This is a genomic window from uncultured Oribacterium sp. (assembly GCF_902481605.1).
Lineage (GTDB): Bacteria > Bacillota > Clostridia > Lachnospirales > Lachnospiraceae > Oribacterium > Oribacterium sinus.
The window spans coordinates 1-24,535 of record NZ_CABSXI010000019.1 but is presented as its reverse complement, the minus strand read 5'-3'; the positions used below and the strand labels follow the sequence as shown (position 1 = coordinate 24,535).

The following is a 24,535-nucleotide window of genomic DNA, read 5'->3' as shown; positions in this document are numbered from 1 at the left end:
ACTCCGAACTTAAACATAATACTCTACACTTACACACATCAGTACTCTACACACATCAATCTTCTACACCCATACAAAGATTTCTGGCGTTCAAAAAAGTCTTCTTGAATAATTCTTTAATCTTCTTTATGCATCATAGATACCTTCTCCATATTCAAAGTATGAATACCGAAAATCACCCTATCCTGCTTTGAGCGCTCATGAGAACGGATTAAGACGAAACGCTTCCATACATATTCGTTCTTACGATTCTTGCTCCTAAAATACGCCAAAAGAAAATCATTCTCCGCACATTCCACTCTTTCCGCCATAGTGTCAGGATTTAAGAACTGCCAGCAGGCTTTCTTATCCTTCGGATAGACTTTGTTTTCCACAAACTTTTCGATTTCTCCCCGAAGATTACTACTCTCATGAACTCCTTCATAGATTTCGTTGACATAAACCGGATTTAATATATTCTGCTTTAAATCAAAAACAAAAACCATATCATAGACGGTATATAGTGGACTTAATGCCTCCTGAAACTCCTTATTCTTTTGAAATCTTCTGATATTGGACAGGATATCCAAGCGCACCAAAAAAATATTTTTCTCTCCTTTTCTGGCTACCAGTCTGGTCTGAAATTGACAATGCCTGCCTCCGGATAAAAAATCCATGGCTTCAATTCGTCCGGATTCCTTGGCTACATCCATAATATCCCGCATTTTATCCGTAAAAAGAATAGATCTGTCATTTAACAAATCCTGAAATTGATGAGTTCCCTCATAACCCAGCTCCAGCAAATTCTTTCGATATGGCTTGGTGAAATTCAAATGCTTTAACATACCGTCAATTTCCGATAAAACCGCCACCGGCTGACCTGTTTCAAAGCCGTGTATGCTGGGAGAAGAATCGGAGCGCTCCAAGTCAAAGGGAATGGGACTGATGATATTGACAAAACCGATTTCATCGTACAGATAACAATCTTCTTCCGTCTCCATTTCACAGTTTTCTTTCGTGGAAGCAAACCACTCCTTCATGGGTTCAGGTCTGGCAAAATAATAGCCCTGCATTCTTTCACAACCTGCCACCTTCAAAAAACGATATTGCTCTTCCGTTTCCACACCTTCCGCTACCGTATGAATCCCGATTTCCTTCGCCATATACAAAATGGAGGAAATAATAATAAGAGACTTTTTCCCCATATCACTGAGGAAACGCATATCAATTTTAAAGGTATCAAACTCAAACTCCTTCAAAAGATTTAAAGAGGAATATCCGGAGCCGAAATCATCCATCCATACCTTATAGCCCAGAGTGTGCAATTCTCTTACCGTATCCTTCATATAGGCTTCATTTTCCATTACGGCACTTTCCGTAATTTCAATATGAAGATAATTCCTCGGCAAGGAATTCCTTTCCATGATTTTTTCCATCTCTTGAAGAAGTTTAGGCACATCAAAATCCAGGCGGGAAAAGTTCATTGAAATCGGTACGATAAACTGTCCTCGTCTTCTTCTTTCTCCAAGCTCCCGACATATCGTTTCCATTACATATCGGTCCAGAAGATGTATCTTTCTTTTTTTCTCCAGCACGGGTATAAACTCCCCCGGAGAAATCATCCCATATACCGGATCTATCCAACGGGATAGAGCTTCCGCTCCGCAAACACGCTTTGATAATCCACGAATATTGGTCTGCAAATACACCTGAATCCATTCTTTTTCAATGGCTTCTTCGATATGGTTTTCTATATAGCTTTCCAGTTCCTTATCCTTGGGTTTTCTCAGTGACATCCTTCCACTCCTTTATCCTATCAAAAGATTTTCGTCTTTAAACGGATAAATCATAAGTATAAAAGCATAAGATTTCCCCTTACTTTTCATAAAAAACAAAAGCTATGCTTCTTACCGGATTATCGAACTATTTCAGCAGATCCTTCACAATTTCTCCCCCCATAATTAAACCTACCACAGGAGGAACAAAAGCAACGGAACCGGGGATGGACCGTTTTCCCTTCGCTTTAGGAATCTCCAAATCCGCTCCGGCTTCCTTCGCTTTAGCAATCTCCAAATCCGCTCCACTGTTTTCAGTGTGAGGAAGATCTGAAACCGTTTGCACTTCTTCCTCTTGTTCTATGGGCTCTATGGGTTTCCTGGGCATTTCTTCGGAATACACCACCTTCAGGCTTTCTATTCCTCTTTTTTTACATTCTCTTCTCATTACCTTGGCCAGAGGACAAATCTTAGTTTCATACAGATCAGCCACCTTAAACCCGGCGGGATTCAGCTTATTGCCTGCTCCCATGGCGGAAATAATCGGCACACCGGCTTCCTTGGCCGCTTCAATCAAAGACAGCTTTGCCGCCACCGTATCCACTGCATCCACCACATAATCATAAGCAGAAAAGTCAAACTGATCTTTGGTTTCCGGTAAATAAAAACAGCGAAAAGCCCGGACTTTACAGTCCGGATTGATGGAATGAATCCTTTCCTCCGCAATCTCCACTTTGGCTCTTCCTACGGTATCCCTTGTGGCAATGATTTGTCTGTTCAAATTGCTTAAGCAAACCACATCATCATCCACCACATCGATTTGTCCGACTCCACTTCTCACAAGGGACTCTACACAATAGCCTCCCACTCCGCCGATACCGAAAACAATTACCTTGGCTTTACTTAACTTTTCCACTGCCTCCGCCCCAAGCAATCGCTCGGTTCTTGAAAATTGACCTTCCATCCTTACTCCCTAACCCAAAATTTTATTCTGCCTGCAAAAACGACAGTCTGCTCCTGATTTTCCTTCCTAAAGCCAGTGCCAAAAAGACCTTGATGGCATCCGGAAGAATAAAGGGAAGCACGCCTACCGATAATGCCTTACCAAAATCCATAGACAAAACCTTTCCCAGCCATAAAGTCCCCAGTAAATAGCAGAGAACAATACCGAAGGCCAAGCCCAGATACTGCTTTATAAAGCTTTTGGAAAAACGCTCCACAGCAAAGCCGCCAAAAAAAGCAAGGAAAATCATGCCGATTAAATAGCCTCCTGTCGGTCCCAGTAGCTTTTCCACACCGGCACCATAATTCGAAAAAACCGGCAAGCCGATGAACCCCAGCAAGAGATATAAAAGGTAAGAAAGCATTCCCAGATTTCTTCCTAGAATCGTTACCGATAAACATACTGCAAAGGTGCCTAAGGAAATCGGCACCGGTCCGATATTAATGGAAATCGGCGATAAGATACAGCTTACCGCTGTCATAATGGCTGCTAAACTCATTTGCTTTACAGAAATTGCTTTCATACTTTTCTTTCCCTTCCCTTGAAAATTGCTTTCTCCTTCAATATTGCTTTTGCCTTCAATGTTACTGAATACTTTAAACTGCTTAATCCTCCCGGACGCAGTTCTTTTCGCTAAGGAAAGTCAATAAAAACTTTCCTGTCCCCTTCAAAGACCACTGCCCCTCTTCCGCAGGGAGGAAATAGCTTTCTCCCTTTTTCACAAATCGCCTGTCCTTTTTCTCCGTGGAAGAGCTTTTTTCCTGTTTACACTCCGTAGAACTTTCCTGATGCATGTCCTCACAGCGCTTAGTTTCTTCTGTAAGCACTCCTTCTCCCTCCAAAACCAAGAGAGAAAGGAAGCTCTCTTCCGTGAGTTTTCCGCTGTAGAAAGCATTTTCCTCTAAGAAAAGTCTGTCTACTGTAAAATATTCGCAGGAACCGATTCGTTCCAGGTAGACGTTTTTTTCTGCCACCTTTTCTCCTGTCGCGCTTTCTCCTGCCGCCTTTTCTCCTACCGGCTTTTTCCCTTGCTTTTTGAATGCTTCTTGCCTATATGCGGAAAGCTGTTTTCGGTCCATCACCTCCAAAGCCTTCTCCACATGCAGTTCTCTGGTATTTCCTTGAGCGTCTTTTCTGCCATAATCGTAAACCCTGTAGGTCAGGTTAGAGTTTTGCTGTACTTCCGCAAGCAGGATACCGGCTCCGATGGCATGCACGGTTCCTGACGGAATAAAAAATACATCCCCCGGTTCTACCATCACCTTACAAAGAAGAGAAGGAAAGTTTTCCTCCTCTATCGCTCTTCGAATTTCTTCTTCCGTATAGTCTTTTTGAAAGCCGAAATAAAGAAAAGCGCCTTCCTCCCGTTCCAAGACGATCCACATCTCCGTTTTGCCGTATTGCCCTTCCCGGGATAAAGCATAACTGTCATCTGGATGCACTTGAATGGATAGGGCTTTCTTCGCATCAATCAGTTTAATCAGCGTAGGAAAAAAGGAAAAGTCTTTTCCCAAACTTCCTACTGCCTCAGGATGGGATTTAAGAAAATCGGCAAAGCTTTCTCCTTCGGAACAACTCTCTCCTTCGGAAAAAAATCTCCCTTCTGAAGATTCCGTCCCTTCAGAAGACTCCGCTCCTTCAGAAGATTCCGCTCCTTCCAAAAAACGCGCCTCGTCGGAAAAGCTGATACGACTGTCTCCATCCGGATGGGCGGAAAGCACCCAAGCTTCCGCAAGGGGAGTCTTAGGAGAGGATATCCCGTATTCCCGGATCAGCTTTTCTCCTCCCCATAAATACTGTTTGCAAGCCGGATGAATTTTCCCTATTGCCATAAACTATTTTCCTTCCTAAGAACTCCTACCAGATTGGTCCCTTCGTGGATTCCTCTATGGGCTTACTCCCGGATCGGTTCCTTCGTGGATTCCTCTATGGGTTTACTCCATGATCGGTTCCTTCGTAGAACCCTCTATGGGCTTACTCCCGGGCCGTTATTACTGTCTCGCTCTCCCAGGTAATTTCCCGGTCCCGGACCGCTATAGAAGGGAGATCCTTCTCCACTCTTACTTTCGAGAGTTTCTTCTTCCTTCTTGGGCAGGCTTCGAACACGGCGGATTGCCGCATCCAGCTGCTGGCTTAAGCTGTAATAGTCTTCACTGCCGTTCAACTCCTGCAAACGTTCGATAGCATCATTAATCAATGCCTCCGTGTCTCCATCTCTATACTCTAAGCTCTGTAAACCGGTCAGAGCGGATAAGAAGGACTCTCGCTTGGCATTCTTCTGCGCCTTTTCCTCCGCTTCCTTTGCCTTACTTTCCGCTATAGATTCCTGTACTCTGGATTCTTCTTCCTTCTTGGCAATGTAAGCATCAATCTCGTCTTTCCATTTATCCTCAATCACCAGGAACTCTTTTTGCTTTGTAAAGAGTCGCTCCTGATATTCCTTTTTGAATTTTTCATCCGTAATATCATTTAAGGAATCCCGGATTTTTCCGAAAAGGGTTCTGGCAGTAAAGACATCCTCCAGCTTCTGAATCTTCATAGCCTCATAGGTCTTGATGTCCTTCTCTATCTGTGCCTTGGTTTCCTTTTCCGCCTTCTTCTTACGATTCTCTTCGCCTCTTTGCTTTGCGGTCTTGGAAACGTAGTCTGTAATGCCGGACTTTTCATCCGCCTCTTTGACTACAGTATCCGGCACTTCCCAATCCTCCGGCTCCAGATCCTCATGAAGAATATCCATGGTATTTTTCCAGATTTTTCCGGCATAGGTGGCACCGTAGATTCCCGGCATTTCCACAGGCATATCATGGCCAACCCAGATTGCCGCACTATAATATTTGGTATAGCCGCAGAACCAGGTATCCTTTGAGCCGTTACTGGTTCCGGTTTTTCCTGCTGCCGGCATCTTGTTTTTCAGCTGTAAACCACGGCCGGTACCATACTCCGTATTCATGGTTCCCTTTAAAATGTCCGTCATAATAAAGGCGGTATCTTCTCGGAAGACCTGGGTATTCTGGATGGTCTTCTCATCTGCCACCACCCCGTCTTTATCGGATTCAATCTTGAGAATGCAGGTTTTATTGCTGTATACGCCCCCATTGGCCAGGGTGGAATAGCCCTTCGCCATATCCACCACACGAAGACCGTTGGTAAAGCCGCCGATGGAAACTGCCAGGGCATCATTATCCTTCACGCTGATTCCGGAAAAATGCATTTTCTCCAAATAATCCAAACCGTTCTGAATGCCGATTCCGTCCAATATTTGCCAAGCCACCGTATTCAAGGAACGGTTGGCCGCCTCTCTCATGGTAACAGCACCATAGTAGTTGTCACCGGAATTAGAGGGTCCGTTTTCAAATTTGTGGTCGTCAATAACGGAAGCCGCATTGTACTCTCCAAGATCCAAGGCCGGTGCATAATCCAGCAAAGGCTTAATGGCGGAACCGGGCTGACGATAGCTTAAGTAAGCACGGTTATATTTGTCCTCGGTGCCTCTTCCTCCAACGGTAGCCACCACATAACCTGTTTTATTGTCAATGATTACGCCGGCCCCCTGCATGGAAAGCTTTCCGTTTTCCTGCACCTCCTGGAACTTGGACAGCCCCTTGTCCAGCGTTTCCTGTAAAATGTTTTGGATTTTAGGGTCCAGGGAGGTATAGATTTTGTATCCTCCCGCCCGAAGCTCCCGATTGTAAAAATTGTATTGTTCCTCGTACTGATCCTGATAAGCTTCCTTATCTGCCTGGGTTTCAAAATGATAGGTAAAGGGGAATTTATTAACCTCCATCATACGGATGGTAGCCGCATAGAGGGCATAGGAGTTCATATAATCCTCATCCGTACCCTTCTGCACATTTTGGGAAATCTGTAAAGGCTTTCCGATGGCCTCCTCATATTCCGCCTCTGTAATATATCCCACTGTCTCCATAGACTTTAATACCTGATTTCGCTTCTTTAAAGCCAAATCCGGGTGGCGCACCGGTTCATATCGGGACGGTGCGTTGGAAATCCCCGCCAACATAGCCGCTTCTTCCACCGTCAAGTCCTTTGCAGGCTTTTCGAAGTAATACTGGCTGGCCGCTTCCACACCGTAGCAGTTATTTCCGTAGAAGTTGGTATTACAGTAAATCTCCATAATGTCGGCCTTGCTGTACATCTTCTCCAGCTCTTGCGCCAACATGATTTCTACAATCTTTCTGGTAAAGGTTTTCTCCTGGCTTAGATAGGTATTCTTCACCACCTGTTGGGTAATGGTAGAACCGCCCTGGGTGATTCTTCCCCGATTTTTGACCAGCTGAAAAACCGCACGAAGTGTGGCCTTATAATCCACTCCGTGGTGGGTTTTAAAATTTCTATCCTCCTGGGCGATGTAGGCATTTTGCAGATTCGGGGAAATGTCTTCGATTTTATCGTACACAAAATGCCCGGCATTAATGGTGCCAAGCTGCTGTCCGTCTGTATCAAAAACCACCGTATCCGCTCTCTTGGTTAAATCCTTTAAATTGCTGCCTGCCAGCTTATCATAGGCAATCCCCCGGAGACGATTCACCTCCGGACGGATAAAAATCACATAGCCCAATACAGAAAGCACAAACAGAAACAAAACACTGCCCAGAAACAGCCTCCGGATAAAGCGAAAGGCAGAGGATTTTTTCTTTCCTCTCTTATGTCCTCTTTCTCCTTCTCTTATCTCTCTTCCCATTCTTGAACCTCATATTCCAACAATATGTCTGTTAATTTAGCAAAACTGTATTTCTTATCCCTTCTATATTCTCTCCGGAATTTTAACAAAAATTCTGTGGAGAATCAGAAAAAATATTGAAAGAACTTCTTAGGATATGACAAATTTCTTTTAAACTCGTTACTTCTTTATCCAAATCCGCCTATAAAAAATAGCGGATTGCATCAGTTTCGGAAAATCAAAGAATCGGCACAAAGCTCTTTTGAACCCTGTGCCGAAGCCTTATTTCGCGTAATCTACCGCTCTTGACTCTCTGATGATGTTTACCTTAATCACGCCGGGATACTGCATCTGCTCCTGAATCTGCTGAGAAATGTTTCTGGCCATAATGGTCATATCATCATCACTCACCTCTTCCGGAACTACCATAATGCGAACCTCTCGTCCCGCCTGTACCGCAAAGGATTTCTCTACTCCGTGATAAGAGTTGGCAATTTCTTCCAATTCCTTCAAACGGTTGGTATAAGTCTCCAAAGCCTTTCTTCTGGCTCCCGGTCTTGCTGCGGAAATGGCATCCGCTGCCGCCACGATGAAGGAAGTCAAGGATGTGGGCTCCGTTCCGCCGTGGTGAGATGCCACAGCATTGATAACGGGTTCGGGCTCATGGTATTTCTGACAAAGTTCAATACCAAGATCCACATGGGTTCCTTCTACTTCATGGTCAATGGCCTTTCCAATATCATGGAGAAGACCGGCACGCTTAGCCATACGAACATCCAAGCCCAGCTCCTGCGCCAAAAGGCCGGAAATCTGTGCTACTTCTATCGAATGCTGTAAAGCGTTCTGTCCAAAGGATGTACGGAACTTCATTCTTCCCAAAAGGAACACCAGCTCCGGATGCACACCGTGAACCCCCAGTTCCAAGAGAGTAGACTCTCCCTCTTCCTTAATGCTGTCGTGCACTTCCTTACGACTCTTCTCCACCACCTCCTCAATGCGAGCAGGGTGAATTCTGCCGTCTACAATAAGCTTTTCCAGTGCAATTCTGGCTACTTCTCTACGAATCGGGTCGAAGCCGGACAGCACCACTGCCTCCGGTGTATCGTCGATAATCAACTCCACTCCGGTCAGTTGCTCTAAAGTGCGGATATTTCTACCCTCACGACCGATGATTCTTCCCTTCATTTCATCGTTGGGAAGCTGTACAACGGAAACGGTAGACTCTGTTACCTGGTCTGCCGCACAACGCTGAATAGCCTCTACGATATATTCTCTGGCGGTTTTCTCCGCCTCTTCCTTGGCTCTGGCCTCATATTCCCGAATATATAAAGCGGTATCGTGCTTAATACTTTCCTCTACGGAATGCAACAATTCCTGTCTGGCCTGATCCTTGGTTAAGCCGGAAACTCTTTCCAGCTCAATCAGCTTCTGGCTATGAAGCTGTTCGATTTCCCCTTCCCTGGTCTGTAATCCTTCCTCTTTTCTCTGAAGATCCGATTCCTTCTTCTCTAAGTTTGCCGCTTTCTTCTCGGAGCTTTCTTCCCTTTTCAAAATTCTCTTCTCAAGGTCGGAAATTTCTCTTCTACGGTCCTTAATTTCCTTATCCAGCTCATTCTTAGCCTTCAGTGCTTCTTCTTTTGCTTCTAGTAATGCTTCTCTCTTCTTGTTCTCCGCAGTGCGAATGGCATCATCAATAATCTCCCTGGACTTTTCCTCAGCTGTTCCTACCTTCCGAGCATAATTGGTTCTTTCTTTATTCTGTCCAAGGATGAACATGATTGCCCCCACTACTGCCGCCACAATCACAATGATGGCGATTCCCAATGGGTTCAATGTCTGTACCTCCTTCACTATTCTTTTGTTAATGTACAAATATGTGAAGCAAAGCAGGGTTGGCCACGCCAAAAATCCCTTGCAAAAATCTCTCTGTTACCATATTCAACCTTTTAACAAGCTTATTTTAAGGGATAGAAATACTTGTGTCAATGAGAACTATCTCCATGGTCTATTGGAACACCGCCATCATTTTCTTGGAAATGCTTTCTCCTACTCCCATAATATTGTTCAGGAACAATATTTCATCGATGCCCTTTTCTTGCATAAGGCTGGAAGCATTTTCCTGATAATGCCGGTAGTCTACCACATACACGTCCCGATAATCCTGAGCCAAAAGGGGCACAAAGGCGTTCCCGTAGGAATCCTTTAAAACCAAAATACTCTTCTTCCGAGGAGCCTCTTCATTGTGAATCTCCACATAAGCATGGTCTCCCATCATAAAGCTGTTATATTTGTTACCGGGTAACATTTGACCGGCATCATAAATCAGCTTTCCCTCCTGCAAAGCAGCTCCCTGATCCGTAAATTGCATGCTATTCATACTTCCCTGATAGGCAGTAACCTCATCCGGATGAGCTTTTAAGCTTTCGGGCCTATTCATAAAGAAGTAAAAGGTGCCGTAAAAGTTGGGAAAATCCATTTTTTGGTACGCGGATAAGGGCTTTGTGCTATAGCCCTTGGATTTACAAAATTCCTGATAAGCATAGTAAGCCCCCAGCTGAGTCCAGTGATGATCCGTCCTAAAGTAAATATATTCATTTTTATGGGCAGCAAGGATGTCATAAACATTTACCGTATTGATACTCTTCTCCATCAAACTATAGCTATAGGCAATGGCTTGATCCATGCCGGAAGAAGCCAGCTTCTCCTGCACCTTAGGGTCCAGCATAATGCCAAAAGAATTGGGCACAATCATGGCGCTTACTTCCACCTTAGGGAACATTGCCTGCACCGTATTTAGCAGAGAAGCATAGGAGCGCACCGCCTTTTCACTAAAATAATAGAGTTCATAGGCGGAATCTCCGTTTAGATACAGGCTTCCAATCTGCTCTCCGCCAATATTTTCCGCCTCTCCCGCCTTTTGAATCTGTAAGTTTCCCTCTGCATCTGTTTCAAAATTGCTGTTTTCCTGCTTGTTCTGATTTTCTGCTGCATTTTGCCTTTCTTCTTTCGAAGCCTGTTCTTTTTCTTCCGCTTTCGCCTCTGCTTCCTTCCCCTCTGCCGGGGACTCTTCCTCCGATGCACTTTTTTCTACTGCAAAGGTTTCCGCCAAGGCCCCCTCTCCGGTAGGGATTTCTTCTTTGACCTGCTCTCCTCCCCCGTAAATCTGTTCTCCCTGAAATCCATAGAAAGCCTTGGTTTTAGAAGCCAAAAGCATCCACTCCTCTTTTCCCGGATAGCTATCCTGATACCAGGAACTAATATCCCGAAAATAAGTTCCCGAAAAAAGTCCCTGGGCAGAAAATGCAGGAAATTTCTTCAGTTCTCTTTTTTCCGCATCAGAATATCCGGGTCTAAGAGGTAAAAGTATCCCCAGCACAAAAAGACAAGACAAAAGTCCCATCATAGCCAGAGAAAATACCTTGGCATAAGGAAAATCCTTCTTGGGCTTTTCCGATAAATTTCCGGAATCTTCTACTTCTATTGCTTTCTCTTCTCTAGCTACTTCTTCTTTCCCCTGATTATCCATTTCTCTATACTCCTGTATTCTATTACGCAATAGCTTATAGTAATGTCTTATACTTAAAATGTTTTCAAAATAATCAAAAATAAGCTAGAGAGAAATTCCGATGTAAGGAGGTTTTTTTGCCCCCTCAGTAGTAACAACCTCTGCAAACCTTTCTTCTAGTACTTCCAGATGCTTTTTATTAGGGCGATCTGATTGAACATCATTAATACAACAGATTATGGCTTTCCCCACCTTAGTTTTAAAGCGTCTACCATTTGTTAGCTTAATATAGTCTGTATGCCCTGAACCATGATGCGGAACAACTAAGTAATCAATATGAGTATCTGCAATCTCAAGTTCCCCCGAATTTTGGCGAGCTTTATTAAAAGATGCGTAATTCACATCTCCCATCATCAGAATGACTTTTTCTTGATTACCAAAAAAACATGTATATTCAATAACTATTCCTTCACAATTAGAATAGCTGAAATCGCAACCAGACTTTCCGCCTATATAAAACTTATATTGACCTATTTTTTCTTTTTTAGTAGAGGAAATCTCTATAACACCACCTATTAAGCGCCCACCTTGTTTTCTGTCCGCCAGGATTAAATGGTCTTTCATACTAAGGAAGAGCGCTAACCTTTTTGCATCTAGACATGCATCAAAGCAATCAGGTGCAAACCAATCCACGTCCAAAAAATCCTTTCTAGTAGCAGAAATCCCTGCAATATGATCCATATCCCAATGCGATAATACAATAAAATTTGGTTTATTATTCACTATCTTTTTCATAGTATCAGAATAATTGTAAGTTACACCATGTTTTATTTTTTTTGGACGATGTTTACAATTAAATCCTATGTCATAGAAAAAGCCCTTATTCTTTTTGCCTGTACACATAAAAATACAGTTCCCATTACCAATCCTATATGCCTTAATAGATAACAAAGGCATATTTTTTATTTTTTTTTCTAAAAAATCAATAAATTCCTTATCCGCTCGAATACATTTACTCTTTATTTTATAAGTTTCTAATATTTCATCAATCTCCTTTTGAGAAAAGTTCTTGTTCTTAATCAAGTAAAGCTCTGCTTTTATTTTATCAAAATTACTTGCACTCTCCGCAACGTATCCACTTAGCTTAATATGTTCATCGTTTGGAGGAAGAAATGAACATTGCATCCATATATATGAATCATCCATCCTGTCTTTAGAATATAATTCCTCATGCAGATTTTTTATGGATTCATACTCACTTCGTTTTATTTCTGCAATAAAACTAAAAAAATACGGACGATAATACTTTAAAACCTCATTTCTATATTCATTATCATTTTTATCATTCATTGCTTTCAACATCATTTGATCATATTTTAACATCTGCGACGTCACCAAAGAATACTGAACTGTAATAATATCTTCTTCGATATTACTTTTCATACAGTTATACATTTGAATGAACATTTTAGTTCTTCCTCTAAATGCATTCCTAAACATTTGATGACATATTTCATGATTCGTCATCTGCGGTGAATTCGCTATATATTCTTCGACTAATTCTTTACGTTTATTTATTGGAGTTTCTATATCATCGGTAGTATCTAATTTATAGCTTTTTTCAATCAACTTATTACTATTGTTTTCTGAGTATACTATGTCAGCATTAGAATCTAATTTATAGTTTGTATCCTTTACAAAATAATCGGGCGATAGAAGTATATCATTTACAAACCTTTCGATCTCTATATTTAGTCTTTTCTTAGCCGTCCTTATCATCTGATTTATCTCCTCTCATCTCATTATATCCTGGAGCGCTCTTCTTAGTTCTTTTATTAATATCTGAATAGTCATTATATTATTTTAAAACTGATTGTACAAAAACGGCATATAGCTCTGTCCTGCCATAAGGGCAAAGGACAGCAGTAAAAAGGCAATCGCCGCCACTAGCTTTCCCCAGAAATACAGTTGTTCAGCATGGTCTAAGAAGAAGATACTCAGCTTCGTTCTTCTTTGAATTCTTCTTAGAATTTTTTCATGTCGGTACTGATCTTCTCTGTCCTCCTGATTCAATTCTTCTGTCTCTGAGAGACTTGTTTCCTCAGAGGAGTTCTTCTCCTCTTCCCCTATCGTTTCTCCGGAAAGCTCTTCGGAAAGCCCTTCACCAAGCTCTAATTCCGGATTTTCCTTTCTCTCTTCTGTGGTTTCTTCTTTTCCTTCCTCTTCCCCGCTTTCAAGCTCAGAATTCATCTCAGAATCTAAGCTTACTTTCAATTTAGGATATTTTTCCTCGGGGAATAAAGCCTCTAAAGGAGAAGAATATTCAGTCAAACTTGCTCCTACCTCTCCGAACATGGCTTTTGAACTCATCGCTTCCGCCTCTTCGTCTATAGCTTCCAAGCCAATATGTCTCAAATCTTCGACTACAGTTTTCGGTGTAATCAGCTCCGCATCCCCGACCATTGCTTCCGAGCCAATAAGACCCAAACCTTCGATTTCGGCTTTCGGCGTAATATCTTCTATGGCTCCGCCTATTGCTTCTGACGAAATATTTTCATCCGCATCTCCGTCGACAATTTCCTCCTCACTATCCTCCATACCATAGAAGCCAAGACTGTTTCTTTTCTTCTTCGACAGACGAAGCTTTCCTCTGGACAAAAGTTTTTGCCATTCTTCCTCTAAGCTACTCAAAAGATTGCCGGAAAAAAGAATCGCCAAAAGGAGGAGGAAGATGTGGCTTTTTCCAATCAAGAGCGTTTTCTCATCCAGCAAAGGGAGGTTCTTTGGAAAAGTATGAATGAGCAGGATATTTTTTAAACTTTTGAAGTCAGAAAAACGGAATAAAATCCAGGAAAAATACAAGACCACAAGGGTATAAAAATGCTGTAAGCACCGAAGCAGTATAGAAAAAATCTGTTTTCTTCTCTCCTGCTTTTCTAAAAATGTCTTTCCTGCCGAAAATTTCTCTTGAAGGAATAATAGGATTCCTGCTTCCGCCTTTTCTATTCTCCTCCAAAGCTTCTTACAGCAAAGCTCCAGCATAATAAAGAGGAAAAAGTACAGTCCCCAAAGCAGAAAGTTGGCCGTGGAGCCATGCCAGATTCCGGTTAAGAGCCAAATCAAAAGCAGATTCCTTACTTGTACAAGGAAGGGAACACGATTTCCCCCTAAGGGAATATAAACATAGTCCCGGAAAAACATGGATAAGGAAATATGCCAGCGTCTCCAGAAGTCCCGAATAGAGCGGGCACTGTAGGGGGACTGAAAGTTTTCCGGAAGGCTGAAGCCGCAGATTTCTCCAAGTCCAATGGCCATATCCGTATAGGAAGAAAAATCCAGGAAAATCTGTAGCATATAGGACAGTCCGGAAAGAAAAACTGCCAAAAAGGAAATGGATTGAGAAGCACCACTGAAAACGGCGTACTGTTTCACGCTTTCCATGCTAAGTACTTCCATAGAAAGCGTGCCCAAAGCATCTGCTAAGGCCAGCTTTTTCCATAAACCGAAGGTGAAACGAAAAAGCCCGTGGGAGAAAGATTCATAAGAAAATTCCCGATTTTTGATTTCTTCTCGAATCTCCGAATAGCGAAGAATCGGCCCCTGGGACAGCACCGGGAAGGCAAAAGCAAAGAGGGAAAAGGAGAAAAGATCTTCTTCAGGATCCTTCCCTTGAAAGCAATCGTAAAGGTAAGCAATAAAACGGAAGCTGTAAAAGGAAATCCCAAAGGGCATCCAGCCCTTTAGCATTTTCGGTAAGATGCTTAGAGACCCGCTATACTTAAAGAAAGCTAAGGGAAGGATGATGCCCAGCAGGGAGAGAAAAAATATTTTTTTCTTTTTTTCTTCTGTGGCCCTTCCTAAACATTTTCCCATATAAAAGCTGAAGAAGCTAAAAACGGAAAGAAAAACCACTGCCAACAGCCCCTGAAAAAGCAAAAAGAAGAAAGATGCCAGGAAAAATACTCGATTTTTCCATGCAAGATCCTTCTTTCCGAAATACAAAACACAAAAGAGGGGGAGAAATCCCGCCACAAAGATCATTTGCGAAAACTGCATATAGCCTTACCCTTCCTTGCCTTCTTACTATCCTTCCTTGTTTCTTCCGGCACGCTGCCAGCCGAAAATATTGTGCACTGCTACCCGAATACATTTTGTACACTACCGCCCAAATGCATTTTGTACACTGCCGCCCAAAAGTATTTTGTACACTGCTGCACAAATGCATGTGCACTGTCGCCCAAATGCATTTTCCCTTGTCAATTTCCTGAAAATCCGTTATACTCAATAAGCTTCGGGGGCAATGAAGCTTGGGCCCCACGCAATGGGAGATACCGAACCGTGTCAGGATGGGAACATAGCAGCACTAAGGTAAACCTTTCATGTGCCGTGGGTTATCCTGGGTGGAGTTCCCGAAGTTTTTTATTTGCCGGATTCGATAGCAGATTTTTCTCGCCATCTCATTCCTTCCGATGCAGTGTTTTACTGCATTTTTTCTTTAATCTTTAATGCGATACACCTGTAAGGCATTTTCCGTAGTTTTCCGTATAACCTCTTCCTCTGAAATTCCCTTTAATTCCGCCAGGCAGGAAACCACATAGCGAAGGTTTCCGGAATGGTTTCTGCTTCCTCGAAGAGGAACCGGACTCATGTAAGGGCAATCTGTTTCCAAAACAATGTGGTTTAGAGGAATCTCCGTCGCCACCTGCTTTAACTTCTTGGCATTGGAAAAAGTCAGTACGCCACCGATGCCTACCATCATCCCCAAATCGATAAATTGCTTAGCCACTTCCACCGGGTAGGAGAAGCAATGCACAATTCCCCCATTGACATAGCCCTTATGGTCTCTAAGTAAATGGTAGGTGTCCATAGCTGCATCCCGGGAATGGAGCACTACCGGAAGATTTCTTTTCCTGGCCAGCTCCATCATGGCAATAAAGCAGTCCTTCTGCACCTCCGGATCCGGATTGAACGCTTGTATCTCCGTAATTTCCCCTTTGGCAAAGGCCTCTGCCTCCTGCTCTTTTTCTACCCTGGAGCGCTTATCTATCCGAAAATAATCCAGTCCTATCTCCCCCATAGCCACCACTTCCTTTTCTTGGCTCAGGGTATAAATCTCAAGCAGCGATTTTTCCGTAAGCTCATCCGCATTTTCCGGATGAAAGCCCACTACAGCATATTTTTGAAGTCCCGGAATAAAAAGCTCTCTCGCTAAACGAATAGCCTCCTTGGAGCTTTCCAGGTTATAACCGATTTCACAAATCCGGTCCACCCCCTGTTCCGGAAGGGAGCGGAGCAATGCCTCTCTGTCTGACCCATAGGATTCATCATTGTAGTGGCAATGGGTATCAAAAATCATCTTCTTCTCCTTTTTGATTTCTGTTTTCCTTACATACTCTATATTCTTTTTAATTATTCTTGGTACTTATTCTTGCGCTTATTCTTGGCACTTGTTCTTCGCACCGTTCTTCGGATAATCTTATGACTATTTCCCGGAAATTCCTACGCCGTAATCTTTGCCCCTAAGTAAATCAAAAGATAGAAAAAACCAAGATGCAAAGGATAATACACGTAGAAGAAACGACTGAGGGAAATTCGCCCCTTTTCACCATTGTAAAAGGCAATCGGGAGAAAACTCAATGCTGCAAAACAGTAGCTCCCATAGGACAGAGCCGCTGACAGCGCAGCCCCTGAGGACAGGCGCAGTGCCTTTTCCTTACGGAAGTTATACAGTGCGGCAATCAGGAAAATACCTAAAGCTCCGTAGTCTGCCCGAATCAGCTCCGCAATGGCGGCACAGGACAGCACCGCAGCCCATTTGTAGAAAACATTTTTCCGAAAACGATGCATCCCCTCCATACACAGCACGCCCAATGCCAAAGTAAAACCGATATTTTGAACGGTAAAATTATAGACCTGATTGAAAAATGCCAGGTCAAAGGGCACTTCCGAGACTATGCCCATCAAAAGCAGTCTGAAAAAATATTTCTTTCGGTCGTGGCTATGGCGGAAGCCTTCCGTCAGGAGAAAGGCATAAATCGGAAAGGCCAATCTGCCGATAATCCGAAAGATTCTATAGATTTGGAGCAATCTGTGCCCCTCCTCTGTTGCAATGGCCATTTGAAAATACTCGGTAGAATAGCCGTAAAGCTTTCCGTTTAGGATTACGATGGCGGCAAAATGGTCTATAGTCATGGAAATAAGGGCAAGGAGCTTCAGCATAAACGCGGAAACTCCTCCCCCTTTTTTCTTGGTATTTAAAATGGCCTGGTAGTTCGTCATATTATGAAATGCTTGCTCCGGCAGGCATATCCGCCAGGGAGGTCATCAGGGAAAGCTTGCCCTCTTCGTCAATAGCGGAAAGGAGCATTCCTTCGGACTGATAGCCGCAAATCTCTCTGGGGGCAAGGTTGCAAAGCACCATAACCTTCTTGCCCAAAAGGTCTTCCGGCTTGTAGCTGGACTTAATGCCGGAAAGAATCTGTCTTACTTCAGATCCTACCTGTACCTTGAAAAGCAGCAGCTTTTTAGACTTCTTCACTTCCTCAGCATGGATAATCTTTCCGATACGGAAGTCACATTTGTCAAAGTCCTCATAAGAAATCTCAGCCTTAAAGGGAATATCAATGCCCTTTTCAAGACCTGTGTCAGCCTCTCCTGTATGGCAAGCAGCCGCTGTTTTCGCCGCCTTCTTAGCCTCTTCCTTCTTCTCCTCGGCCTGTGCCTTGGCAATCTGGGCCTCGGTAATCTTCTCCACTTCCTTCTCTACCTCTTTCCAATCCTTTCTCTCAAAGAGAGTCTTTGGGTCCGCCACCACCTTATTACCGGAGGGGTAAAGACCGAAGTCGGAAAGGGAAGCAAAGTCTCTTTCCGTAGTGGAAAGCTGCTCTAAAATCTCCGCTCCTGTGGAGGGCATAAAGCTCTTCAGTAAAGATGCACCGATGACAATGGATTCTGTCAGGTTGTAAAGCACGGTTCTCAAACGATCCGCCTTGCTCTCTTCCTTAGCCAAAACCCATGGCTCCGTCTCATCAATATATTTGTTGGAACGTCTGAAAATCTCAAAAATCGCGGTTAAGGCATCCGCCACCTTCAGCTCATCCATCTTGGATGCGGCAAGCTTTGCCTGCTCTAAAACGGTGTTCTTCAGATCCTGATCCACCGGCTCTGTCACGCCCTTATCTTCCACAATACCGTCAAAGTACTTATTGCTCATGGAAATGGTACGCTTTACCAGGTTTCCTAAAATGTTGGCCAGCTGGGAATTGAAACGCTCTACCATCAACTCCCAAGAGATTACACCGTCATTTTCAAAGGGCATCTCATGCATAACGAAGAAACGCACCGCATCCACACCGAAGAGTCTTACCAAATCATCGGCATAGATTACATTTCCTCTGGACTTGGACATCTTGGTTCCCTCATCCGACTTGGCAGTAGCGGTAAGTAACCAGGGGTGTCCGAAAACCTGCTTGGGCAGGGGAACATTTAAGCTCATCAAGAAGATGGGCCAGTAGATGGTATGGAAGCGGACAATATCCTTTCCAATCAAATGCAGGTCTGCAGGCCAGTATTTCTTAAAACGCTCCTGATGCTCTCCGTCCACATCGTAACCGATACCGGTAATATAGTTGCTAAGGGCATCCAGCCAAACGTAAACTACATTTTTCTCGTCAAAGTCCACGGGAATTCCCCAGGTAAAGGAGGAACGGGACACACAAAGATCCTGTAAGCCCGGCTTTAAGAAGTTATTCACCATCTCATTTTTTCGGGAAACCGGCTGAATAAACTCAGGATGGCTTTCAATATGCTCCATCAGACGGTCCGCATACTTGGACATTCTAAAGAAGTAGGCATCCTCACTGGCCTTCTCCACCGCTCTTCCGCAGTCCGGACATTTTCCGTCCACAAGCTGAGAATCGGTCCAGAAGGACTCACAGGGAGTACAGTACCAACCCTCGTATTTTCCCTTATAAATATCTCCGTTCTCGTACATCTTTCGGAACATCTTCTGCACTTGCTTTTCGTGATATTCCTCTGTGGTACGCATGAACTTATCATAGGAGGTGTCCATCAAATCCCAGATGGTATGGATTTCTCCCACCACCTCATCCACGAATTCCTTAGGAGTCTTTCCCGCATCCTTGGCCTTCCCCTCAATTTTCTGTCCGTGCTCATCGGTTCCGGTCATGAAAAATACGTCATAGCCCTCATAACGCTTGAAGCGGGCAATGGCATCAGCTAGGATAATCTCATAGGTATTCCCGATATGGGGCTTTCCTGAGGCATAGGCAATGGCGGTGGTAATATAATAAGGCTTTTTTTCCATAGACTCTCCTTTATCTCTTTTATCTTCTTCATCCTACAAAGAACTCTCTTTTCGGCACTTTTTTCAAATGCCTTTTTTGCAGGAAATTCTGTTCTTATTCTATATTCTATAAACATTCCTAGTCTAACATAGATTTTTCACTAGTCAATAAAATGTCGTCAGGAAGGGGAAAGAGCGGGGTTCCCCAGGCGCGCTCCAATATATTTTTCCATATAAATTGCCCCTCCTCGTTCCACCTAATAGCCTTGAAACAGAGGCACGCTCCCGCTAACTTCACCCTGCAACGGATACTAAGCGAAAAACTGCAGTTCCTTTGTTTTTCGCAAGTACCGGCGGGTTCAGATTGCCTCTAATTTCAAGGCTATTAGTCAGAACTACGGATACTTCTCACTCCTTTATCTCAAGACAAATACAAAAAGAGCAGTGTGCCTAGGCAAACACCGCTCTTTGTTAAGTTCCTTTTGTTTGATTTACTTGTAAGCAAATCCTCCGGATTATTCTGCAAAATGCTTATTGAGTAACTCGTCCACAACGGGAACTGTGATGGTGGATTGGTTCAGTGCTTTGAAAGCCAGAGCCAGGAAAATACAGGTTTTGAAAATGTCAATGGCCTGAGTAATCAAGGACCAAAACGCGGTAATGGCACGTGTGCCGTCATTGACGTTGATAACGGACAAGGCGGTTCCAACCCATTTAAACACATCCGGAACCAAGCCCAAGAGGCTTAGCAGAAAGCTGAAGCAAAGCATAGTTGCTAAAGCCTTCAATGCGGATTTCTTCAGCCAAGCATCCTCTTCCATCAGAAAAATATAACCCACAGCAAGTAAAATCGCAGTGTAGTTTCCCAGCACCGCCAGAACATAAACGCCGGCAGCCGCTAAACCTACGGATACTCCTAACTTTGTTTTCATACTCTTCTTCCTCCATGCCTAACTAAGATGCTTTGTAGCACGCAAACAATTAGTTTCCATTTACTGCGTTGTCAACAGCATCCTCTGCCTTGTGTACGGCCTGTTCTGCCGCGTTCTCCACATGTTCTGCTGCCTGCTTAGCTGCATCCGCAGCACCTTCTGCTACATTCTCAACTTTGTCCGCTGCCTGATTTACAGCTTCCTTCGCATCCGCTGCCACATTCTCTACCGCATCCTTGCCTTCATTCTTTAAAGCATTCAGCTTTTCCTGAATCTCCGCAATTTTTGCCTGTGCGGCATGAATCTCTTCAATAAAAGCCTTAAATTCCTCGGAAGGAGCATTCTCAAAAACTTCAAAATACTTCTTACCGATTTTGCTGTAAACTGCTGAAATCTTCTTTTCTTCATCATGAATCTGGGAATTGAACTTAGCAGTATCTGCCATTTCCTTACCCTTTTGCATTACGTCCTGACTTGCATCAGAAAGCTTCTTTCCTAAATCATCAAAAAATCCCATAGTATCCTCCTTTGTCTAGTCATTAATGCCACTTTGTAATCTTAGCATGGAGATTCTTAAAGCTCAATGAATTTGTTTCTAAATTTATATTATGCTTACATTTATTATGAATTTATATTAAGCCCGGATTTATTCTAAATTTATATTACGCCCGGATTTATTTTGGATTTATATTAAACCTCCGGATTTTTTCTGCCCTTTAACCATTGAAGGGTATCACCAATACTTTCCGCTCCCCTTCTCGGAGCGTATCCCAGCTCCTCCTCCGCCTTTTTTCTGCTAAAATATCCATTGGAATACAGGACGGAAATGGCGTAGGGCGTAAAGAAAAGAGGTTTCTTCCTGAGGATACATGCCCTCTCATAAAGAGGCGCAATCCCCTCCGCCAAAAATCTTGGCAGGAATAAAGGCATTTTCGGAAGAGAAAGCTTTTCCTTTACCATGGACAGAATCTCTTCCATCTTTAAATACTCTCCGGAAAGAATATAAGCTTCTCCTATTCGCCCTTTTTCTGCCGCAAGGATAATGCCTTTCGCCACATCTCGCACATCCACAAAGTCATAGCCTCCTCCCACAGCAAGGGGAAGCTTTCTTTCCACAAAAGAGAATAACATCGAGGTAAAGCTCCCCCTCCCGTAATCTCCGGGACCGATAATTCCGCTGGGGAAAATGATATTTGCCCTTAAGCCTTCCTTCATGGCTTCTATTACGGAAGCCGTCGCCATTGCCTTTGTTTTCGCATAAGCCCCTCGTACCGTTTCCGGGGAAAATGCGGCTTCCTCCGTGATATACTCTCCCTCCTTCTTTTCAGGGATGGCATGGACGGAGCTGACATAAATCAGCCTTTTCACATTTTTCCGAAGACAATGTCTAAGAATCCGCCTTGTGCCTTCCACATTCACCTGATACAGTTGCTCTCCGGGCTTAGTTGCCACGGAAATAATGCCGGCACAATGAAAGACCAGGGAATCGGAATCCGCAGTAGCCAAAAAAGCTTCTACACTCTCCTCTTCCCGCAGGTCTCCCCTCATCACATGAATCCCCTTCGGGATATAAGAATTCAGAGGATCTCCCTCTTGCACAAGAGCATAAATTTCTTGACAGTGCTCTTGCAATCTCTCCAAAAGAGTCCTACCCAAAAAACCGCTCCCCCCAGTCACAAAGCATTTGGAAAACATAAAAAACCCCTTCCAATAATCATTGTTTCAAGGCTAAACCTTCAGGTCTCTTGCTCATCTATGAAATACAATCTCTTTTGTATCTCCATTTCTCGCACCGGTGGTGCGAGTTTTTTTCATTATACCAAAAAAGCAGGAAAGCCTAAAGTCTAGCGCTCCTGCAGGATAGGTTTGGAAGCAAGGGGCAATCTGAGCCCGTGGGTACTTGCGAAAAACAAAGGAACTGAAGTTTTTCGCTTAGTACCCTACCCGCTGGGCGAGCTTAGCGAGAGCGTGCCCCTGTTTCGAACCTATGCTGCAGGACGCGACTGAAGTCAATCCTGCTTTATTTTATATTTTAAATTCCGCCACCTGCTTCTCCAGTGCCTTAGCCTCCTGGTTCAGCTCTTCGCTGGCAGCGCCGCTTTCCTCTGCAGTTGCGGTATTTCTCTGTACCACATCGGAAATGCTGTTAATGCCTTCTCGTACATCGGATACGGCCTTTGCCTGCTCCTCTGTTGCCTTGGCAATTTCATTCACCAAATCATTGACCTGACCGGAGCCCTTAACCACATGCTGCAGGGAAACTGCTGTATGCTCTGCAAGCTTTGCGCCTTCTTCCACGGCCCGTACGGTTTCTTCAATCAGGGTGGTGGTATCCTTTGCCGCATCGGCAGATTTTTGTGCCAGGTTTCCTACTTCATCCGCTACTACTGCAAAGCCCTTACCGTAGGTTCCTGCTCTTGCCGCCTCGATGGCCGCATTTAAAGCCAAAATATTGGTCTGGAAAGCAATATCATCAATGGTCTTGATAATCTTGGAAATTTCTCCGGACTTATCGGAAATTTCCTCCATAGCCTTCTGCATCTTCTGCATTTGCTGGTCAGCCTTCTCCACCTCGCCCTGAGTGCTCTGAGCTTCCGCATTGGCAAGCTTGGTATTTTCCGCACTCTTTTCCACATGGTCGGAAATCGCACGAATTCTCTCGGATAACTGTTCAATGCTTCCTGCCTGTTCAATGGAACCCTGGCTTAAGGACTGGGCACTGTTTGCCACATTTCCTGCAAACTCGGAAACTCTTTCAGAGGAAGTCTGAATATTTCCAATCAAATCGGTAAGCTTTCCGGACAAGGCATTTAAAGCCGCCTTGATGCAAGCAAATTCTCCGTTATACTCATGCTGTAAGGAAATGGAAAGTTCTCCCTCACTCATCTGATTCAATACCTGAGAAATTTCTCCGATGTAAAGCTTATAATTCTTCAGCTGTTCGCCCAAACTCTCCAAGGACTTAGCCAAAGCGCCAATCTCTGTCTGATCTTTTACGGTAATCTTTTCATCCAATGCACCCTGGGACATCTTTTCCACAGACTTGGAAAGCTTCACGATGGGGTGGGCAATACGATTTCCTACCAAAACAGCCAAAATCAACATAAAGGCTGCAAAGAAAATAGAGAAAACTGTAAAGGTCAGTTTAAAGCTCTCCAAGCTTCCATAGATTTCATGATAGCTTGGTACCGTCACGATCTTCCATCCATTTTCCAGAGTGGTGAAGCCCATTAAAATGGAGGACTTCCCGCTTCCTTCATGGACAAAACCGTGGTCCTTATCCTGCATTTCCTTGAAAGCATCGGCATACTTACCGTCTTCAATCTCCTGGAAATTCTCACCGTTTTGATACTGGGCATGGTAGAGGATTTTACCCTCCGCATTGATTAGAAAACTGCTGTCTCCCTCATACTTCTGATTTTTCTTTAACAAATCATCCAAGTAGGCAAAGTCGAAATCCACACCGGTTACACCGTAGTTATCTCCATTTTTCAGATAGAAGGGAACCACATAGGAAATGATGGTCTTGGAAATGTTGGCATTAAAGTAAGGCTCCATCCAAGTGGCTTTTTTGTTGGCCAAGGGGGTATAGAACCAGCCTACATGCTCCGTATCACTAGGCTCATAAGCCGCCAAATCTGTAGGGGTAACCGCCTCCAGCTTTCCGTCTCCGTCCGTATCGGTATAAAAGGTTCCGGAAGTACCGTAGGTTAATGCCGGATCGTAACGAACATAAGAAGCTACCAGGCCGGGAATATCCTTGGTGCCGTCTACCAAAAGATTATTCATATTGCCCTCAAAGGACTTAAAGTAATCCAAATCCTTTGCCTGAATTCTGTTCTGGTCCGGAATATCTGTTACCGCCAATTCGATAACACCTATTCTGGTTTCAATTTCAGATAAAATAGTATCCACAGCGCTTCCCATCTGCACTGCTGCGGATTCCATAGCCGCATCTCCTTCTTTTGTGCTCTTGTTCTCCATAAACCGTAAGAAGACAAAGCCCAGCAAAAGAAAAACTACCAGTATCGGTAGCAAGATGGATAAGATAAGCGTATTCCGTAAAGATTTCATTTTCCCTCCTTGGTAAGTTTCTTTCTAATACTTCCATGCCACAAAAAGAAAGAACATTTATAATAATTCTATAAATGGTATCGGCGGAGGGAATTGTAGGTATAAGGGATTTTTAAGACAAAATAGTGTAAGTTTGAAAAACGAGAAAGACTATTAAAAAAGAAGGGATTGTAAAAAAATCAAAACAATTTTCTAAGCAATATAGGTCTGAAATAGGGGCACGCTCTCGCTAGCTTCGCCACGTAGCGGATACTAAGCGAAAAACTGCGTTTCTCTTGTTTTTC

At 43.6% G+C, this 24,535-nt stretch carries 16 protein-coding genes and 1 other RNA gene; 1 reads left to right on the top strand and 16 read right to left on the bottom strand.

From position 1 onward, the window contains the following. Positions 1–116: 116 nt before the first annotated feature. From RDQ32_RS05045 to RDQ32_RS05005, 9 genes are all read right to left on the bottom strand, one after another. Positions 117–1,775 carry an EAL domain-containing protein gene (locus RDQ32_RS05045; protein WP_308579353.1) on the bottom strand — a complete coding sequence of 553 codons (1,659 nt, stop codon included), beginning with the start codon at positions 1,773–1,775 and terminating at the stop codon, positions 117–119. A 127-nt stretch (positions 1,776–1,902) separates the two neighbouring features. Further along, positions 1,903–2,718, bottom strand: coding sequence for a tRNA threonylcarbamoyladenosine dehydratase (locus RDQ32_RS05040; RefSeq protein ID WP_308579352.1), 816 nt, complete (start codon positions 2,716–2,718; stop codon positions 1,903–1,905). Between the two features lie 22 nt (positions 2,719–2,740). Further along, positions 2,741–3,280 carry a biotin transporter BioY gene (locus RDQ32_RS05035; protein ID WP_308579351.1) on the bottom strand — a complete coding sequence of 180 codons (540 nt, stop codon included), beginning with the start codon at positions 3,278–3,280 and terminating at the stop codon, positions 2,741–2,743. Positions 3,281–3,362: 82 nt separating this feature from the next. Continuing rightward, positions 3,363–4,589, bottom strand: coding sequence for a type I phosphomannose isomerase catalytic subunit (locus RDQ32_RS05030; protein ID WP_308579350.1), 1,227 nt, complete (start codon positions 4,587–4,589; stop codon positions 3,363–3,365). A gap of 134 nt (positions 4,590–4,723) precedes the next feature. Continuing rightward, the gene (locus RDQ32_RS05025) at positions 4,724–7,456 is read right to left on the bottom strand and encodes a transglycosylase domain-containing protein (protein ID WP_308579349.1); all 2,733 of its coding nucleotides are present in this window, start codon (positions 7,454–7,456) and stop codon (positions 4,724–4,726) included. Between the two features lie 261 nt (positions 7,457–7,717). After that, the gene (gene rny, locus RDQ32_RS05020) at positions 7,718–9,268 is read right to left on the bottom strand and encodes a ribonuclease Y (RefSeq protein WP_040649297.1); all 1,551 of its coding nucleotides are present in this window, start codon (positions 9,266–9,268) and stop codon (positions 7,718–7,720) included. 172 nt (positions 9,269–9,440) lie between these two features. Then, positions 9,441–10,961, bottom strand: coding sequence for a DHHW family protein (locus RDQ32_RS05015; protein WP_308579348.1), 1,521 nt, complete (start codon positions 10,959–10,961; stop codon positions 9,441–9,443). An 84-nt stretch (positions 10,962–11,045) separates the two neighbouring features. Further along, positions 11,046–12,719, bottom strand: coding sequence for a hypothetical protein (locus RDQ32_RS05010; protein ID WP_308579347.1), 1,674 nt, complete (start codon positions 12,717–12,719; stop codon positions 11,046–11,048). 84 nt (positions 12,720–12,803) lie between these two features. Beyond that, positions 12,804–14,996 carry an MBOAT family O-acyltransferase gene (locus RDQ32_RS05005; RefSeq protein ID WP_308579346.1) on the bottom strand — a complete coding sequence of 731 codons (2,193 nt, stop codon included), beginning with the start codon at positions 14,994–14,996 and terminating at the stop codon, positions 12,804–12,806. A 249-nt stretch (positions 14,997–15,245) separates the two neighbouring features. Here RDQ32_RS05005 and ffs point away from each other — a divergent pair. Continuing rightward, positions 15,246–15,345, top strand: an RNA gene (gene ffs, locus RDQ32_RS05000) — signal recognition particle sRNA small type. Between the two features lie 90 nt (positions 15,346–15,435). Here ffs and RDQ32_RS04995 read toward each other — a convergent pair. From RDQ32_RS04995 to RDQ32_RS04965, 7 genes are all read right to left on the bottom strand, one after another. Then, a complete protein-coding gene (locus RDQ32_RS04995) occupies positions 15,436–16,296 on the bottom strand; it encodes a TatD family hydrolase (protein ID WP_308579345.1) in 861 nt (286 codons plus the stop codon). A gap of 143 nt (positions 16,297–16,439) precedes the next feature. Next, the gene (locus RDQ32_RS04990; RefSeq protein ID WP_308579344.1) at positions 16,440–17,219 is read right to left on the bottom strand and encodes a TraX family protein; all 780 of its coding nucleotides are present in this window, start codon (positions 17,217–17,219) and stop codon (positions 16,440–16,442) included. Position 17,220: 1 nt separating this feature from the next. Continuing rightward, complete coding sequence (gene metG, locus RDQ32_RS04985; protein ID WP_308579343.1) at positions 17,221–19,266, bottom strand: methionine--tRNA ligase; 2,046 nt, start codon at positions 19,264–19,266, stop codon at positions 17,221–17,223. A gap of 494 nt (positions 19,267–19,760) precedes the next feature. Then, on the bottom strand, positions 19,761–20,177 hold the full coding sequence (locus RDQ32_RS04980; protein ID WP_308579342.1) for a hypothetical protein: 417 nt from the start codon (positions 20,175–20,177) through the stop codon (positions 19,761–19,763). A 49-nt stretch (positions 20,178–20,226) separates the two neighbouring features. Beyond that, entirely contained in the window at positions 20,227–20,694 is a 468-nt protein-coding gene (locus tag RDQ32_RS04975; RefSeq protein WP_308579341.1) for a hypothetical protein, read from the bottom strand. 173 nt (positions 20,695–20,867) lie between these two features. Further along, positions 20,868–21,872 carry an NAD-dependent epimerase/dehydratase family protein gene (locus RDQ32_RS04970; protein ID WP_308579340.1) on the bottom strand — a complete coding sequence of 335 codons (1,005 nt, stop codon included), beginning with the start codon at positions 21,870–21,872 and terminating at the stop codon, positions 20,868–20,870. A 330-nt stretch (positions 21,873–22,202) separates the two neighbouring features. Then, a complete protein-coding gene (locus RDQ32_RS04965) occupies positions 22,203–24,251 on the bottom strand; it encodes a methyl-accepting chemotaxis protein (protein WP_308579339.1) in 2,049 nt (682 codons plus the stop codon). Between the last annotated feature and the right edge of the window lie 284 nt (positions 24,252–24,535).

What these genes read in the sequence shown, in the direction of transcription:
- RDQ32_RS05015 (WP_308579348.1), bottom strand. Translation starts at nt 10,961, where the DNA reads ATGGATAATCAGGGGAAAGAAGAAGTAGCTAGAGAAGAGAAAGCAATA.
- RDQ32_RS05045 (WP_308579353.1), bottom strand. Translation starts at nt 1,775, where the DNA reads ATGTCACTGAGAAAACCCAAGGATAAGGAACTGGAAAGCTATATAGAA.
- RDQ32_RS04990 (WP_308579344.1), bottom strand. Translation starts at nt 17,219, where the DNA reads ATGACGAACTACCAGGCCATTTTAAATACCAAGAAAAAAGGGGGAGGA.
- RDQ32_RS05030 (WP_308579350.1), bottom strand. Translation starts at nt 4,589, where the DNA reads ATGGCAATAGGGAAAATTCATCCGGCTTGCAAACAGTATTTATGGGGA.
- RDQ32_RS04970 (WP_308579340.1), bottom strand. Translation starts at nt 21,872, where the DNA reads ATGTTTTCCAAATGCTTTGTGACTGGGGGGAGCGGTTTTTTGGGTAGG.
- RDQ32_RS04980 (WP_308579342.1), bottom strand. Translation starts at nt 20,177, where the DNA reads ATGAAAACAAAGTTAGGAGTATCCGTAGGTTTAGCGGCTGCCGGCGTT.
- RDQ32_RS05035 (WP_308579351.1), bottom strand. Translation starts at nt 3,280, where the DNA reads ATGAAAGCAATTTCTGTAAAGCAAATGAGTTTAGCAGCCATTATGACA.
- RDQ32_RS04995 (WP_308579345.1), bottom strand. Translation starts at nt 16,296, where the DNA reads ATGATTTTTGATACCCATTGCCACTACAATGATGAATCCTATGGGTCA.
- RDQ32_RS04975 (WP_308579341.1), bottom strand. Translation starts at nt 20,694, where the DNA reads ATGGGATTTTTTGATGATTTAGGAAAGAAGCTTTCTGATGCAAGTCAG.
- RDQ32_RS05005 (WP_308579346.1), bottom strand. Translation starts at nt 14,996, where the DNA reads ATGCAGTTTTCGCAAATGATCTTTGTGGCGGGATTTCTCCCCCTCTTT.
- RDQ32_RS04965 (WP_308579339.1), bottom strand. Translation starts at nt 24,251, where the DNA reads ATGAAATCTTTACGGAATACGCTTATCTTATCCATCTTGCTACCGATA.
- RDQ32_RS05040 (WP_308579352.1), bottom strand. Translation starts at nt 2,718, where the DNA reads ATGGAAGGTCAATTTTCAAGAACCGAGCGATTGCTTGGGGCGGAGGCA.
- metG (WP_308579343.1), bottom strand. Translation starts at nt 19,266, where the DNA reads ATGGAAAAAAAGCCTTATTATATTACCACCGCCATTGCCTATGCCTCA.
- RDQ32_RS05010 (WP_308579347.1), bottom strand. Translation starts at nt 12,719, where the DNA reads ATGATAAGGACGGCTAAGAAAAGACTAAATATAGAGATCGAAAGGTTT.
- RDQ32_RS05025 (WP_308579349.1), bottom strand. Translation starts at nt 7,456, where the DNA reads ATGGGAAGAGAGATAAGAGAAGGAGAAAGAGGACATAAGAGAGGAAAG.